A 15,283-nucleotide genomic window follows, 5' to 3' on the forward strand; every position below is an offset into this window, starting at 1 on the left:
GCTGCATGGTATCTGATGCTATTGCTGGCATGATCTGTGAGAACCAGGGTCTCATCCAAGCGGGTGGTAACTGCTACCCCAACCGTCGCATGGCTGCCTGCCTACGTGACGGCGAGATCGTATTGCGCTATGTAACTTACGCGCTACTAGCTGGTGATGCATCCGTTCTAGATGATCGTTGCTTGAACGGTCTAAAAGAGACTTATGCTGCTCTAGGCGTACCTGCAACGTCCACTGTACGTGCCGTACAGATCATGAAGGCCCAGGCCACTGCTCACATTAAGGATGAGCCTAGCGAAGCACGCGCTGGTGCACGTCTACGTAAGATGGGCTCTACTGTAACTGACGATCGTTGCGCTTCTTTGGTTGCAGAAGCTGGCAGCTACTTTGATCGCGTTATCTCTGCTCTAGGTTAGTCATTGCTTGACGACTAAGCGAGATTGTTCTGATTGTTCACGATCAATTTAACTACTGGAGAAAATTACGAAATGAAATCTGTTGTTACCACTGTGATCGCTGCAGCTGATGCAGCTGGTCGTTTTCCTTCCACTTCCGACCTAGAGTCTGTACAAGGTAGTCTTCAGCGTGCAGCCGCACGTTTAGAAGCTGCTGAGAAGCTAGCAGGCAACTTGGATAACGTAGCTAAAGAAGCTTACGATGCATGCATCTCCAAGTATCCCTACTTGAACAATGCGGGTGAAGCAAACTCCACTGATACGTTCAAAGCTAAGTGCATGCGTGACATTAAGCACTACATGCGTCTGATCAGCTACAGCCTAGTAGTGGGTGGTACTGGTCCTCTTGATGAGTGGGGTATTGCAGGTCAGCGTGAAGTATACCGTGCGCTAAACCTACCCACTGCACCTTACGTAGCTGCTCTAAGCTTTGCCCGTAACCGTGGTTGCGCTCCTCGTGACATGTCTGCTCAGGCTCTAACTGAGTACAACGCTCTGGTTGACTACGTAATCAACTCCCTTTCTTAAGGGACCCGTTCCTAAGGGACCCGTTCCTAAAGGACTCTTTCCTAGTCATCTGACTACGATTAAGAGCTTGACTGCATTTAGGTAGTCAAAACCTGGAGATTCTTTGGAGTCTCCAGGTTTGTTGTCGTTTGTTGGCTTCGACTGTGCTCAGCCAACGAGATTTATAAAACGATTGCACAATGCTTCGTTTTCCTGGCCATCTTTCCCTGAGCGGAGTCGAAGGGAATGTTCACGATTTTTGTCGCTCAACCGTCCTATGGATAAGCGTTTTGCCAATATTTTCGGTTTAACAGAAGAACAATCGATTGCTCTTCTGGATACGCCTCCTGAACAGGCCGCTGATGAGAGTGAGCGCTATGTTGCGGCGTCTCAATTGGCAAATTATCCATCAGAGGCATCGATTGACGCGCTTATTCGAGCGGTGAATGTTACCCACGACTCGCTGGATAATCGGATTACTCGACGTAAATCGGTTGAGTCTTTGGGTAAGTTGAAGGCGACGCTAGGGTTGAATGCTATTCGTACCTGTTTGTCTGACCCAGATCGCTATACCGTAGAGTCTGCTGTCTGGGCGATTGGTGAAATTGGAACAGAAGATGCAGAGATTTTAGAAGAGATTACTCAACTGCTGGCAAAACCAGATCAGACCTATCGAGTGATTATTCATACGTTGGTGAAGTTGGACTATGATGCAGCGGTGGATCGGGTGCGGCCCTTTATGGATCATGGAGATGAGCCGACGGCTAGTGCTGCGATCTCAGCCGTCTGCCGTTTTGCCCGAGATTTTAGCCAAATTGATCGAGTCATCTCATTTCTCCAAAGCGATAACATTAATGCTCGCCGGGCCTGCCTCGAAGATCTGATTAATTCTCAGTATTACGCAGCGATTCCGGCGATTGCGCGCTGTCCTATTTCTCTAATGTTTCGCTTAAGGGCTGTTCGCACATTAGCAGAGAGCGGTATGGCCTCTGGCGAGGTGGGCATTGATGATGCGTTACCCGTGATTGAGCAGATTTTGCGAGATCATCCCCAAGATTTGGAGCTAGTGCACGAATATGATCAGCCCCCTGCCCTAGACTTTCTTATTCGGGAGCTGTACCACACTGACTTTGGCCGCACTTATTTGGCGATTCAAACCTTTATTGATCAGCAGCTTGACACTGCGCCAGCGGCTCTGTTTGCCACCTATGAGGATGAGGCCCATAACGACTATGGTGCTCACTACCATGTGATGAAGCTCATGGGCTGGCTTAAGCATCAACCGGCTTACGATTTACTGCTTGAGGCTTTGAACAATACATCTCCCCAATTTATGAAATCTCGAGCCGGAGCTGCTCTATCTTTGGGAGAACTGGGCGATCAGCGAGCGATTACCCCATTACAAACCAGTGCCCACAGTAAAATTTGGATGCTTCAATATGCTTCTTTAATGGCCTTAGAACAATTAGGCGATTACAGTCAGCATAAACTGTTATTAGAAGCAAATGATTGGGCTGTAAGAGCCAAGGCTCATCGTTCGATTCAAATGGCGCAGGCTTAAGCTGGTGCAGAAAATCTGTTGACTTCGACTTCACTCAGGCAACGGATTTTTTGCCAGTGTGCCCTGAGCGGAGTCGAAGGGTACGTCTACAATCTATTCTTCTTTAGTTAAAAATTCTTGTTACCAACCCATGGACGCTTTTTTTGAACAGCTTAAGCACCCGAATCCCAATATGCGCAATCGCGCCATGGTGGATATTATCGACAATCGTGATGAGACTACGATTCCCCGCCTGATGAGTGCCTTGGATGCCGAAGACACTACTTACCGCCGGGCGGCTGTCAAAACGTTAGGAGCTGTTGGCTTAGATGCCGTACCTGCTATTGTTGAGGCCCTGGCTAATAGTGAAAATGTCACTGTGCGGGGTAGCTGTGCTAAAGCTCTAGCACAAGTAGCCTTAAACTATCCTGATGAGCCATTTCCAGAGTTAGGGCTACAGGGTCTAAAACAATCTCTCAATGATCCGAATCCAGTGGTTCATATCGCCTCGGCTATGGCCCTGGGGGAGATTGGTAATGCAGCTCTGGATATCTTGCTAGAGAGCCTGCAAACTACCGATAATCTTGCTCTATCGGTTTCTATTGTGAATGCGTTAGCCTCTGTCGGTGGAGATCAGGCTTCAGAGGTGCTGGCCAACCTGGCCGACGATGACTCGGTGGATGGCTATGTGAAGGAAACAGCCATCAGCGCTTTATCACGTATGGAAATGGTACAAAATTTCTCTCGTCCTAAAGAGTAATGCTGCTGTGATTTCGCAAACGAGTGAAGGGTGCTTGGAACTGTCAAAAGCTTTTGACAGTTCCAAGCACAACTTTAACCCTTTAAAATAAGGGGTTCTTGGTCGGCCTGTACCAAGGTAATACGGTCCGCATAGCTTGCTATGGCAATAATTTTGGATCGCTGTGCTTTGAGTCGTTCTTCAATCTCCATCGAAGGACAGTGAATAATTAACCCATTGCTACCTGTATCCCATTTAAGGTCACAGGCGGAAATATCAGCAATATCAGCTTTTAAGGTGTGCAGTAATTGGTTGATAGCCTTGAACTTTTGTAGCCATTCTGAGCTGTTGAGCTCATCTTCTAGCTGACTACGCAACGGATTTTGATCATCCAACATGACTTTGCCTGTGACGTTTTACTGAGGTCAAGACCTGCAGTTATGGCTGGCTAGGCTGGACCTCAGAAATTTGAAGACTATTCGGCTGTAGTGTCAGGGGTGAGGGCTGCTAGCTGTGCATTGAGTTGAGCCAGGGCCGCATCAATTTTGGCAAGCTCGGGCTCTAACTTGGCCATGGTCTCTTTCTTGGACATTTTTGCTTTTTTAGCAGCATCCAAAGTTTCGTTGGTTAAACGCTCACGATACTTCTCAAACTCAGTGATGAGTTCAGTGATTTCTTCAACGGTAACTTGGGGGGTGGCAGTATCAGTCGAGCTAGTCATGATGAGGGTCCTTTCAGTTTTTCAAAAAAATAGTTCATCTATATAGCTATATTTTTACGGCTGAGCTGTCGTTTGTCATTAGTTGCTGCCATCTAATATGAATTAAATGAGGCATATGTAACGGAATATTGCTTTGTTGTTGATATTAAGGACTTAGGTAAGGTCTGTTGCATATGGTTAGTTCGTGGCACACCGAACTGCTGTGGCGGTTGCCCGAAGAATTTGCCCAATGTGTTTTTGAAGTAAGGAGAGCTCAATGCTTGACGCTTTTTCTAGAGCGGTAGTATCCGCTGATGCCAGCACTGCACCTGTCGGTGATCTATCTGCCCTTAAGGCATTTGTTGCAAGCGGCAACCGTCGTCTGGATGCTGTAAACGCAATTGCATCCAACGCAAGCTGCATGGTATCTGATGCTATTGCTGGCATGATCTGTGAGAACCAGGGTCTCATCCAAGCGGGTGGTAACTGCTACCCCAACCGTCGTATGGCTGCCTGCCTACGTGACGGCGAGATCGTTCTTCGCTATGTAACTTACGCCCTACTAGCTGGTGATGCATCCGTTCTAGATGATCGTTGCTTGAACGGTCTAAAAGAGACTTATGCTGCTCTAGGCGTACCTGCAACGTCCACTGTACGTGCCGTACAGATCATGAAGGCTCCTGCGACGACGTTTAGGGGCACGGCGATGTACTGTTTGTTGCCAGTCTTCTGATAGCTCAAACCCTGCAAGTCGTGCATTGATCAGCCGCTGCCACTTATCTCGGGGAGCCGTGTCCGTTAAGCTCCGGATCTGGTTAGCATCATTCACCCAAAACTCAAGAGCATCGTCAACATCATCAGGAATGTCAACCGCTTTGGCCCATAACGGCTGAATATCAAAAGAATAAGTCTCTGGATCAAACAGGGGGGTGAGCCCATAATAGTAAATGGCTTCCAGATCGCTTTCAAAGGTTTTAAGCAGACGCTTATGGGCACCCCGTACAGTGGTTGCTGCCACTAATCGATCTGTGCCATAGGCAATGCGCAGCAGGGTGCGAACGGTCAGCCGATGATCACTCCCCAGCCGCAACTTAAACAATAGCCATAGAAGCAAACGGACGGCTCCTTCATGCTGTTGCCAATTACTGAGGACTTCTGTAAGCAAAGATTTGGGTAAGTTGCCGTACTGGTAAAAAGCCGTTTGGTTACGATAGTCTCGCTTATTGAGAAAGTGTTTAGCCCAAATACCGGCTCGCACAGTAAAACTCAGACCAATCAGATGGCGATCTCCCTGGGCATCTGCTTCAAAATAATATTCGGTGTCAAGCAGATGCCATATGGGGTGTTCATCCAGGGAGAAGGCATGGACTTTGCCCTGGCGAGGCCAGTCGACTGCGACGAGCAGTTGACAAGCTTGATACACCAACTGTTTGATTAGAGTAAGCTTATCCAATTTGGTCAGATCTTTACGCTTATCAAGCCCCAAATATTGCTCAATGTGTTGGTTGTTCAATACGAAGGAAGTTTCCCAGGGACAATCAACCGTGACCGCATAGGCAGCAAAAATTAAATGGAGACAGGTGGCACGAATATCGAATTGAGTGATGGCAGCTGTTGCCTCATACTCAGACATGGGAACAGGAGAATGACTTTCGGGGTTTATGGTCAGTCGAAATCGCATTTCTCCTCGATCGCGGTGCACTGGACGGCGATAGCAGAGTTGGCCATCCGCATCAGTTTGCCACGACAGATGCTGGCGCTGCGCTAAAATGTTGCAGGCCTCCCAAATCACCATGGAAGAAGCAAACGGTGTGGTTTTGCCATTGAGAAAGATGTCAGGAATTGCTGGTGGCAATAAGCTACTTTTGTAGCGCCCTTTTTTGGGGCGCAGTGGAGCCAGTGCATCAACGTCACAGGCTTCTACACAGCGTGGAATGTCTACATCTGGGCAACCATCGCAGCGGGTGGGATCAATCCAATAGCTTTCGCCGTCATCTGTAGACTTAATTGCTCCATGGGGGCACTGCGGCTGGCAAATATTACACGCAATACAATTGTCTTTGACAGTGTAGACCATAAACAAAATGCATCCACTGATCAACCCATTAGATTGGTGGCGTCCTATAGATTTTGATCTTTATTACTGAGGCTTGAGTGCAACAATCCTTGTCAACAAAACCTTATGGGTAGAGGGCTCAAAAAATAGGAAGTTGTTACGAGGCGCGGCTCTATTGTTTCTCACTCACATCACTAGATATAACAGCTTAACTGATACCTTGGTTTCTATGTGACCTGGATGCGATTTAACAATTTTTTTAGCAACTATTGAGAAGATGTTTAGGGCGGACCTTTGCCGCTAAAAAAATGTTACTTAAATCACTGTTTTCTAGACAAGAATAACCCATAAAAATCATGGATACTACGCCCATGGTTCGCTGAAACGAACTATCAGATTTGAGTCTTCAAAATACATTCTTCTGTAAGGCCTAACTTTGACTGGCACTACTCTTAAGGGAAGTCTTCTGGGATTTAGGATATGGACTTTGGCTGGAAATATTCCAGGGGTTTCCTGCATAAATTAATCGGTTATATTGTTCTTTTTATAGGTATAGATATTCTTATATGCCAACCCCCAGTCAGTTCGTTATACCTGAGCGTTAATGAAAATTTATTTTCTTGACACCCTATCCGACGTAGAACAACGGCGATGACTCCCCTAGCTGGCGAATGACAACTCAGTAATCGATGGAGACTTGAGTGAAAGATGGAACCTAGCAAAAAGAGAAGCGTTGCAACAGAGCTAGATGATCCAGAATCGTTGTTCTTGCTCTCGGAGTCAGAGAAGATGAGTGAGACGGATGCTGGCGCAGGATGATATAGAAATTGACTGATGTAGTATGGCTAGGCAGTGCGATAGCTGCGATTATTGGGGCTGTTGTCGAGGTATGCCATGAAAGTATCCATAGAACATCTCTATCACTTCAGTTGCGATCGCTGCCAGAAATGGTGGGCTATTGGCGATTTCCCTTGGGGTAGTCAGGCTATGCTGTGGTGCCCGTGGTGTGGACATGAAAACAGGCTGCCAGAGAAGCCGTTAACAGGAGATGATTTCATTGATAATCAGAAGGTGCTGAACCCGTCCCCTGGTCAAATCTATCGCCACTACAAACATAATCCAGCAGCGGGCAAGTGGCATGAATATGAGGTGGTTGTCATCGTTGAAGCTGGGCAAGGGTTTCATGCTTCACCCGCTTACTTCACAGCGATTCATACAGAGTCAGGGAGCTATCATGACATTCTTCCCGCAACAGAAAACTCTACTACAAAGCATACTGGTAATAAGCACTGGGCATTTCCTGAATTAAGTGAGCCACATGTTTGCTACAAAAGCACCCAAGACAATAGCGATAAGTACTGGTTGCGCCCCCTCTCAATGTTTACGGATAAGCGCTTTACACTGGTTTCCTGATATGAGCTTCCATCTCACTAGTGATGCCTTGGTCTTTTCTACTATCAAAAAATTTTTGCTTCAGTTAGCAGTTTTTTGATAGCTGTCTATATTAGCTAGTGGCCTGGCCTTGGCATGCTTAAAACTTGGATTAATAAATCCGAATATAAGCCCCCATGATCAATCCATCTATCCCTATTAAAGTCATTGACTGAGCGAGATTGTAGGGCATTAAGCAATTTAGTGTTTTGTTTTCAGGGAAAATTCAGCAAGGTATCGTTCAATGACAGTCGTGGAAGTCAAGCTTCCTGGCTGCAAGCCGTCAACTACCCGTTTATTTAGATATGGTCCAGTCAATTCCTGCTCCACAGACATTGCCCAGTTTCGAGGCTGCTTTAGGTCAACCATTGACCAAAACGCCCATCAGCGTTTTACAAATCAATTTAGGCCGCAAGTGCAACCTCAGCTGTAGTCACTGCCATGTGGAGGCTGGCCCCCATCGCACTGAGGAATTATCCCCTGACGTGTGCAATCAGCTAGTGGAAATGATTCATCAGTTTCCACAAATCCAGACCGTAGATTTAACCGGTGGTGCGCCGGAGATGAACTATGGGTTCCGTCCCATCGTGGAAGCTGCCCGTGCCCAAGGGAAAGAAGTGATTGTCCGTTCAAACCTGACAATCTTTTTTGAACCTGGCTACGAAGATCTACCTGATTATTTTGCCAAAAACCAATTGCGAGTAGTGGCGTCACTGCCCTGCTATCTAGAAGATAATGTGGACAAAATGCGGGGACAGGGCGTCTACCATGACTCGATTCAGGCACTACAGCTATTGAATCAACAGGGATATGGCAACGATCCAAATCTGGTGATTGATTTAGTCTACAATCCGCCCGTGCCCACCTCTGAAAACTTTTCCCTAACGCCGGGACAGACCGGATTAGAAAAGGATTATAAGGCTTACCTCAGCGAACATTTTGATATTCAGTTCAATAGCTTATTCACCATCACCAATCTACCGATTGGCCGTACTAAATTTCATCTGAAACATCGTCAGCTCCATGATCCCTATCTGACGTTTTTAGCCCAGCATCATAATGCTGGCACGGTAGCCCATCTAATGTGCCGCAGTGAGCTATCGGTGGATTACTTAGGTCAGGTCTATGACTGTGATTTTCACCAAATGGAGGGGGTGCCAGCCCTGGATGCCCAAGGGCAACCCGTCACCATCAAGTCCTTGCTTGAGCGTGGCACATTAGACGTGGTCGAACAGGTGCAAACCCGTCCCTACTGTTTTGGTTGTACCGCCGGCAGTGGGTCTAGCTGTGGAGGTTCTCTAGTTTAGAGACCAAGCTCTCTGGAAAGTCTGGGCCTAGACTTTCCAGAGGGGATAGGGAACACCGTCTTTTCAAGATAAACTTACACAGGAGTATTTCTAATGACAGGCTCAAAAAACATGCTTGGCCCTTTGCCAAGTAATCAGTCGAAACTGGCTAAAGTACTGACTAAATTTATGTCATTTGCTTTTATCGGGATGGTGTTGCTGGCAGCGGCTCCAGCTATGGCTCAGGACGCCAGCGGTGGTATCCAGGGCACGCTTCAAAACGCTCTCAACTGGGTTGAAGGCTTGGGACCGGTGGCCCCCATTGTCTTTATCCTTATGTATATCGTTATCACCGTATCGTTCTTACCTGCATCGGTGGTGACTTTGGGCGCAGGGGCCGTATTTGGCATTGTCAAAGGCACCATTCTTGTGTTTATCGGTGCAATGCTGGGCGCTACGGCAGCATTTCTAATTGGGCGCTATCTGGCCCGTGACTGGGTATCCAATAAGGTATCGGGTAATCGCATCTTTAAGGCCATCTATGACGCCATTGAGAAAGAAGGCCGCAAAATCATCTTTTTGGTACGTCTTTCTCCAGCCTTTCCATTTAACTTGTTGAACTATGCTCTGGGACTGACCAATGTGTCTTTAACTGACTATGTGTTGGGCACGGTGGGCATTTTGCCAGGCACTATTCTATATGTCTACCTCGGTGGTGTCGTCGGTAGTGCTGCCACTGGACAAGAGAGAAGTCCTGCAGAATGGGCGTTTTTACTTGTGGGTTTGGTGGCCACATTTGCTGTTGTCTTTATTGTGACTAAGGTTGCTCGCAAGTCTCTACAAGAATCTCTTCCTGAGACTAATCAACCTATTGAAGCCGAGTCTTAGACGCTGAGTCTTAGACGCTGAGTCTTACGGATTACTCAGAAACACTCAGGAGCTCAGTAACATTCATCACTCTGCACCCTGAATTTCCCTCGACGCATCCTCCGCTTATTCTGGGAGGAGCGAGGGAACTTGGTATCATACTCACAATGACACTCGTATCGCCATGGTCCGAAAAAAACATATCTGGGGTCTGTTGATTGTGGCTACAGTGGCCCTTTGGGGTTGGCGATTAGTACATATCCTATTGGACCATCAGGCACTGACCGAGCTCATCGAAAACTCAGGTAATTGGAGAGTTGCTGTTTTTATTGGTGCCCATACCATAGCCGCTGCCGTGGGGATTCCTGGAACAGTGCTGGTGGTTATAGGGGGGGCCCTATTTGGCTTACTTTGGGGCACACTGTGGTCCATCCTGGGGGCAACCGCAGGCGCATTGATGGCCTTCTGGCTAGCGCGATATCTGTTCCATGGTTGGTTTGAGCGACGGTTTTGTCGACACCCTCGGTTTAAGGGGATATTTTTACGGTTAGACAAAACCATGGAACATCAGGCCTTACCCTGTGTGCTGGCGGTCAGGTTTGCCCCCATTTCCCCCTTTAACGTGGTGAACTTCCTCTTCGGTTTAACCAATATTGCAGTGACGCCCTATGCCCTGGGTACTTTGATTGGCATTATCCCTGGCACCATGGCCTATACCTGGTTAGGGGTTACAGGGGTTGATGCTCTGCGCAATGGTGACTGGTGGCCCGTTGTTATTTGTTTAAGCTTATTGGCATTGCTATCCTTAATGCCGATCTTGGCTCAGAAATATCGCCGGAGTGAACTGCGGTAGACATTGAACCAGTGCCTGGCCAGCCAGGTCTCTTTAAAACACTGTAGGATAGGCCCAGATCGATGGGATAGCGGACAGTGTTAAGTCAATTTTTTGATCAGCACGTTAGAAAACGTCAGCAGTACTGGCGACTCACGAGCAGATTTGTGATTGGCATTCTGCTGAGTGTGGCCTTAGGCTTTACTATCTTTGCTTCGCCTGAGTCCTTTGCCCAGGGGATTAAAAACCAGGAAAGTACTGTCCAGGAAGAGGAGATTTCCACCGAGTGGATTGTGGTGGATGGTCAACGTCTATTCCAAGTGGCAGAAACTAAAGAACTGACAGAAACCCGAAGAGCCCAGGGCATCAACTGGGAACTGGCAGAGCTTATGAAATCCAGTGAACCTCTGTCGGTTAGGGTAGATATTTCTAGATATACGCCCATTATCTACAACGGTTCATCGGCGAGGACAGGCCGTCGGTTGTTATCGGTGACGGCCAATGACCTGCGGGCCATGAACCCACCTGTGAATGTTAAAGAAGATACCCTGGATCGCCAGGCTCGAATTTGGGCTGAGAATATTGAGGAAGGGTTGAAGCAAGCACGGTTGGAACGCAGTGGGGATTATTTGCTGCGGGCTACGCTCACATCCCTTGCTGTCTTGTTAGGAGCCGCAGGACTGCATTATTTCCTGGGGTATCTCTGTCGTCGTTATGTATTGCCCCTCTTTCCCATAAGTGTTGCTCAACCGCTACCGGGGACAACTGGCATTGGTCGCACTGAGTTTTCACTGGCACGCTTTAGTCTTCAACTATTACTGTTGGTGTTGCGGGTGGCTCTCTGGCTATCGGCAGTACTCTTCGTGGTCAGGCAGTTTCGATTCACCAGGGCTTGGACCCATCGTATACAGGATGGACTGGCGGAGTTTTTTATTGATCAAGCACTGCCGTTAGGAGAAACGAGCCTCTCCATTGCCGATATTCTGGCTTTGTTTGGGTGGCTGGGAATTTTAGTCCTGGTGGCTAAAATTGCAACAAATGTGTTGCGATCGCGACTTTTACAAGCTTCAGGTCTCAGCCTGGGCATGCAGGCGGCCATTGCTATCTTGATCCGTTACTTCATCTTATTTGTCGGCATCATTGCAGTATTACAGCTGTGGGGCATCGATCTCAGCTCTCTGACGTTGCTTGCCAGTGCCCTGGGTGTGGGACTTGGTTTAGGCCTGCAAAATATTGCCAAAGACATTAGCAGTGGTTTAGTGCTGGTTTTTGAGCGCCCGATCCAGGTGGGCGATTTTATTGAACTGGAGGGGAAAATGGGTCGGGTGGATCGCATTGGCCCCCGCAGTACGGATATTCGCACCCTTGATCAGGTGTCGATTATTGTGCCTAACTCACGATTTTTAGAGCAGGATGTGATCAACTGGAGTCACCGTAATCCCCTATCGCGCATTCATATTCCGGTGGGGGTTTCCTACAACAGCAACCCAGAGACCGTTAAGGCAATTTTACTGGAGGTAGGACGGCAACATTCCCAGGTGATGGCGGCCCCTGCCCCTGAAGTATTCTTGAATGACTTTGGCGAAAGTTCCTTTAATTTTGAGCTGCTGGTATGGATTCGCAAACCCCAGCTATATCCCCAGGTGAAAAGTGATTTAAATTTTGCGATCGCAACCGCTTTCCGCAAAGTCGGCATCGAAATTCCATTTCCCCAGCGAGATATCCATCTCCCCAAAGGACCGCTGCCAGTTACCCTATCCGAAGATAGTCTGAATAAACTCGACAAGCATCAGCGTTGGGATAATAACAAAACCTAGTCAGAAACAGCTTATAGAACAGTTGAAGGGTAGCCTTGCAGATTTCTGCAAGGTGACTTCTCAGATTTTGTCATTCAGGCTTATAGGAAACCCCGATGACGCCCCCTATTTCATCACCTAGTCTTTAGATGGTTCAGTTGTCATAGAACCCATAGGCTGTTGTTTTGAAATACATCTAACAAGACGTGAAACAGTTCCGCATCCATAGGAGTTCAGCCAGAGTCAGAGCTTCGCAAGACGGGTTACGTACAATTGATCAAGCACGTAAACGAAAAGGCTGGGCCAAAAATTCTAAGGTTTGGTACCACTTAGCCTTTATCAGTGAATCTACACTGAAACGATTCTGGCGTAAAAATCGTATTTGTGTAGATAGCTTTATTGGAATCTGTTCAGCTGTGGGGATCGATGATTGGGAAACGATTGTTGACTGGTCAGAGTAGGTAAACGACTGTTAATTCAACCAATTTAATATTCGAAATTGACGTCTGGGCGATACACGTTCCAGACGTTTTTACTTTGAAGATCTAGGAAGAAATTCGCTTATTTTAAAACTGGAAAGGACTCTTGCACTTTTCGTCAAGGAGCCTCTCATGATTTGTCGTTGAAGCTTATAGGAAAACCCGGTGATTGAAAGTTTTTCTCACCCTATTCTTTAGATGGTTCAGTTGAGAGCCACCCCAAAGACAAGAAGAGATATTTGATACAGTAAAAGAATTTTCTCTTTAATCTCTTCAGGTTCCCTGGGTCGTGTGAGTAAAGCATCTAATTCCATTCATTCATTTTGAGGAAAACATGGCTAATATCTACGGCACTAACTACAATGACAACGGCACTTTTAATGGTTTTCCCTTCATTTTCCGCTCCAGTCTTTATGGAACTATTTTTAATGACAACATCTATGGGTTCAATGGTAATGACACTATGTACGGCTATGCTGGAAACGATTACCTCAATGGTGGGTATGGCAACGACTACCTAGATGGCGGGTACGGCAACGATTCCATGTACGGCGGGTATGGCAATGACACCTATGTTGTTAACAGCAGCTTTGACAAAGTTGTTGAGTATTTTGGCCAGGGTATTGACACTGTAAAATCATCCGTTAGCTACACCCTTGGAAACTATGTAGAGAACTTAACACTGACGGGCAGTGCCTACCGAGGAAACGGAAACAGCTACGGCAACGTGTTGAGAGGCAACAACTACAATAATGCACTGTACGGCTATAGTGGCAACGACACTATCTATGCCTATGGAGGCCATGACTACCTGGATGGTGGGTACGGCAACGATTCCATGTACGGTGGGTATGGCAATGACACCTATGTTGTTAACAGCAGCTTTGACAAAGTTGTTGAATATTTTGGCCAGGGTATTGACACTGTAAAATCATCCGTTAGCTACACCCTTGGAAACTATGTAGAGAACCTAACATTGACGGGCAGTGCCTACCGAGGAACTGGCAACAGCTACAGCAACGTGTTGAGAGGCAACAACTACAACAATGCACTGTACGGCTATAGTGGCAACGACACTATCTATGCCTATGGAGGCCATGACTACCTGGATGGTGGGCACGGCAACGATTCCATGTACGGCGGGTATGGCAATGACACCTATGTTGTTAACAGTACCCTTGATAAAGTTGTTGAATATTTTGGCCAGGGTATTGACACTGTAAAATCATCCGTTAGCTACACCCTTGGAAACTACGTAGAGAACCTAACATTGACGGGCAGTGCCTACCGAGGAACTGGCAACAGCTACAGCAACGTGTTGAGAGGCAACAACTACAATAATGCACTGTACGGCTATAGTGGCAACGACACTATCTATGCCTATGGAGGCCATGACTACCTGGATGGTGGGTACGGCAACGATTCCATGTACGGTGGGTATGGCAATGACACCTATGTTGTTAACAGCAGCTTTGACAAAGTTGTTGAATATTTTGGCCAGGGTATTGACACTGTAAAATCATCCGTTAGCTACACCCTTGGAAACTATGTAGAGAACTTAACACTGACGGGCAGTGCCTACCGAGGAACCAGACGCCAAATCCAGGGGAAAGTTGTGGGCATTACGCTCATGGATGACTTCAATGCCTAAATTGGCGCGATTCAGCACATCGGCCCAGGTATTCACCACGCGCCCTTCACTGTCTAGAATGGACTGGTTAAAGTTGAACCCATTGAGATTAAAGGCCATGGAGCAGATGCCCAGGGAGGCGAACCAAATGCCGACCACTGGCCAGGCGGCCAGTAGAAAGTGCAACGAGCGACTGTTATTAAACGAGGCATATTGAAAGATCAAGCGTCCAAAGTAGCCATGGGCGGCGACCAGGTTATAGGTTTCTTCCTCTTGACCAAAGCGATAGCCAGCATTTTGGGATTCAAGTTCGGTGGTTTCCCGCACTAACGACGAGGTGACCAAGGAGCCATGCATGGCCGAGAACAAGGCCCCCCCGAAGACACCGATGACCCCCAGCATATGGAAGGGATGCATGAGAATGTTGTGCTCGGCTGTAAACACAATCATAAAGTTGAAGGTGCCCGAGATGCCGAGCATCAAGCCATCTGAAAAACTGCCTTGGCCGATGGGGTAAATCAGTAACACAGAAGTAGCCGCTGCCACTGGAGCCGAATAGGCCACGGCAATCCAGGGTCTCATGCCTAAGCGATAGCTCAGTTCCCACTGACGGCCCATATAGGCATAGGCAGCAATGAGAAAGTGAAAGATAATCATCTGGTATGGGCCACCGTTGTAAAGCCACTCATCTAGACTGGCGGCTTCCCAGATGGGATAAAAGTGGAGGCCAATGGCATTGGAGGAGGGCACCACGGTGGCGGTAATCATATTGTTGCCGTAGAGCAAGGAGCCGCTAATGGGCTCTCGAATCCCATCCATATCCACGGGGGGTGCCGCCACCATGGCCAGGACAAAAACAACCGTAGCGACCAGGGCTGTGGGAATCAAAAGGGTCCCGAACCAGCCAACATATAATCGATTTTCAGTGCTGGTGATCCATGCGCAAAAGCGTTCCCATGGACTAA

General features: G+C 47.6%; 14 protein-coding genes and 1 pseudogene. 11 read left to right on the forward strand and 4 right to left on the reverse strand.

Annotated elements, in window-relative coordinates:
- The 4 genes from DXZ20_RS36750 to DXZ20_RS36765 all read left to right on the forward strand — a co-directional run.
- A partial coding sequence (locus DXZ20_RS36750) for a C-phycoerythrin subunit beta (protein WP_163703732.1) occupies positions 1–416 on the forward strand: 416 nt, incomplete at its 5' end.
- A gap of 72 nt (positions 417–488) precedes the next feature.
- Positions 489–983, forward strand: a complete 495-nt coding sequence (cpeA, locus tag DXZ20_RS36755; RefSeq protein WP_006515445.1) for a C-phycoerythrin subunit alpha — start codon at positions 489–491, stop codon at positions 981–983.
- A 256-nt stretch (positions 984–1,239) separates the two neighbouring features.
- Entirely contained in the window at positions 1,240–2,523 is a 1,284-nt protein-coding gene (cpeY, locus tag DXZ20_RS36760) for a C-phycoerythrin alpha-cysteine-82 phycoerythrobilin lyase CpeY (RefSeq protein ID WP_163703354.1), read from the forward strand.
- Positions 2,524–2,653: 130 nt separating this feature from the next.
- Positions 2,654–3,262, forward strand: coding sequence for a HEAT repeat domain-containing protein (locus DXZ20_RS36765; protein ID WP_163703355.1), 609 nt, complete (start codon positions 2,654–2,656; stop codon positions 3,260–3,262).
- A 74-nt stretch (positions 3,263–3,336) separates the two neighbouring features.
- Here DXZ20_RS36765 and DXZ20_RS36770 read toward each other — a convergent pair whose 3' ends face one another.
- Together DXZ20_RS36770 and DXZ20_RS36775 are read right to left on the reverse strand one after the other, a co-directional pair.
- On the reverse strand, positions 3,337–3,639 hold the full coding sequence (locus DXZ20_RS36770; RefSeq protein ID WP_163671550.1) for a hypothetical protein: 303 nt from the start codon (positions 3,637–3,639) through the stop codon (positions 3,337–3,339).
- A 77-nt stretch (positions 3,640–3,716) separates the two neighbouring features.
- Positions 3,717–3,962: a DUF8630 family protein gene (locus DXZ20_RS36775; protein ID WP_163671551.1), complete on the reverse strand. Its 246-nt coding sequence runs from the start codon at positions 3,960–3,962 to the stop codon at positions 3,717–3,719.
- Positions 3,963–4,218: 256 nt separating this feature from the next.
- Between DXZ20_RS36775 and DXZ20_RS36780 the strand changes: the two are divergent.
- Positions 4,219–4,626: pseudogene (locus DXZ20_RS36780) on the forward strand (bleomycin hydrolase); the annotation flags it as partial.
- Here DXZ20_RS36780 and DXZ20_RS36785 read toward each other — a convergent pair.
- Positions 4,570–6,018: a DUF362 domain-containing protein gene (locus DXZ20_RS36785; RefSeq protein ID WP_250566060.1), complete on the reverse strand. Its 1,449-nt coding sequence runs from the start codon at positions 6,016–6,018 to the stop codon at positions 4,570–4,572. The pseudogene DXZ20_RS36780 and the gene DXZ20_RS36785 overlap by 57 nt on opposite strands.
- An 873-nt stretch (positions 6,019–6,891) precedes the next feature.
- Between DXZ20_RS36785 and DXZ20_RS36790 the strand changes: the two genes are divergently transcribed.
- The 6 genes from DXZ20_RS36790 to DXZ20_RS36815 all read left to right on the forward strand — a co-directional run bounded on the left by DXZ20_RS36790 (position 6,892) and on the right by DXZ20_RS36815 (position 14,339).
- Complete coding sequence (locus DXZ20_RS36790; protein WP_163663087.1) at positions 6,892–7,410, forward strand: hypothetical protein; 519 nt, start codon at positions 6,892–6,894, stop codon at positions 7,408–7,410.
- Positions 7,411–7,733: 323 nt separating this feature from the next.
- Positions 7,734–8,735, forward strand: coding sequence for an arsenosugar biosynthesis radical SAM (seleno)protein ArsS (arsS, locus tag DXZ20_RS36795; protein WP_163663090.1), 1,002 nt, complete (start codon positions 7,734–7,736; stop codon positions 8,733–8,735).
- 93 nt (positions 8,736–8,828) lie between these two features.
- Positions 8,829–9,602 carry a TVP38/TMEM64 family protein gene (locus DXZ20_RS36800; protein ID WP_163663093.1) on the forward strand — a complete coding sequence of 258 codons (774 nt, stop codon included), beginning with the start codon at positions 8,829–8,831 and terminating at the stop codon, positions 9,600–9,602.
- 163 nt (positions 9,603–9,765) lie between these two features.
- Positions 9,766–10,434 carry a TVP38/TMEM64 family protein gene (locus DXZ20_RS36805; RefSeq protein ID WP_006514881.1) on the forward strand — a complete coding sequence of 223 codons (669 nt, stop codon included), beginning with the start codon at positions 9,766–9,768 and terminating at the stop codon, positions 10,432–10,434.
- Between the two features lie 77 nt (positions 10,435–10,511).
- A complete protein-coding gene (locus DXZ20_RS38650) occupies positions 10,512–12,230 on the forward strand; it encodes a mechanosensitive ion channel domain-containing protein (protein ID WP_163703356.1) in 1,719 nt (572 codons plus the stop codon).
- Positions 12,231–13,022: 792 nt separating this feature from the next.
- Entirely contained in the window at positions 13,023–14,339 is a 1,317-nt protein-coding gene (locus DXZ20_RS36815; protein WP_163703357.1) for a calcium-binding protein, read from the forward strand.
- On the opposite strand, the gene psbA is transcribed toward DXZ20_RS36815, so the two are convergent.
- A partial coding sequence (gene psbA, locus DXZ20_RS36820; protein WP_163703358.1) for a photosystem II q(b) protein occupies positions 14,247–15,283 on the reverse strand: 1,037 nt, incomplete at its 5' end. The two genes, DXZ20_RS36815 and psbA, sit on opposite strands and share 93 nt — an antisense overlap.

Origin of the sequence: Adonisia turfae CCMR0081 (assembly GCF_011009555.1) — a bacterium.
Classification (GTDB): Bacteria; Cyanobacteriota; Cyanobacteriia; order Phormidesmidales; family Phormidesmidaceae; genus Leptothoe; species Leptothoe turfae.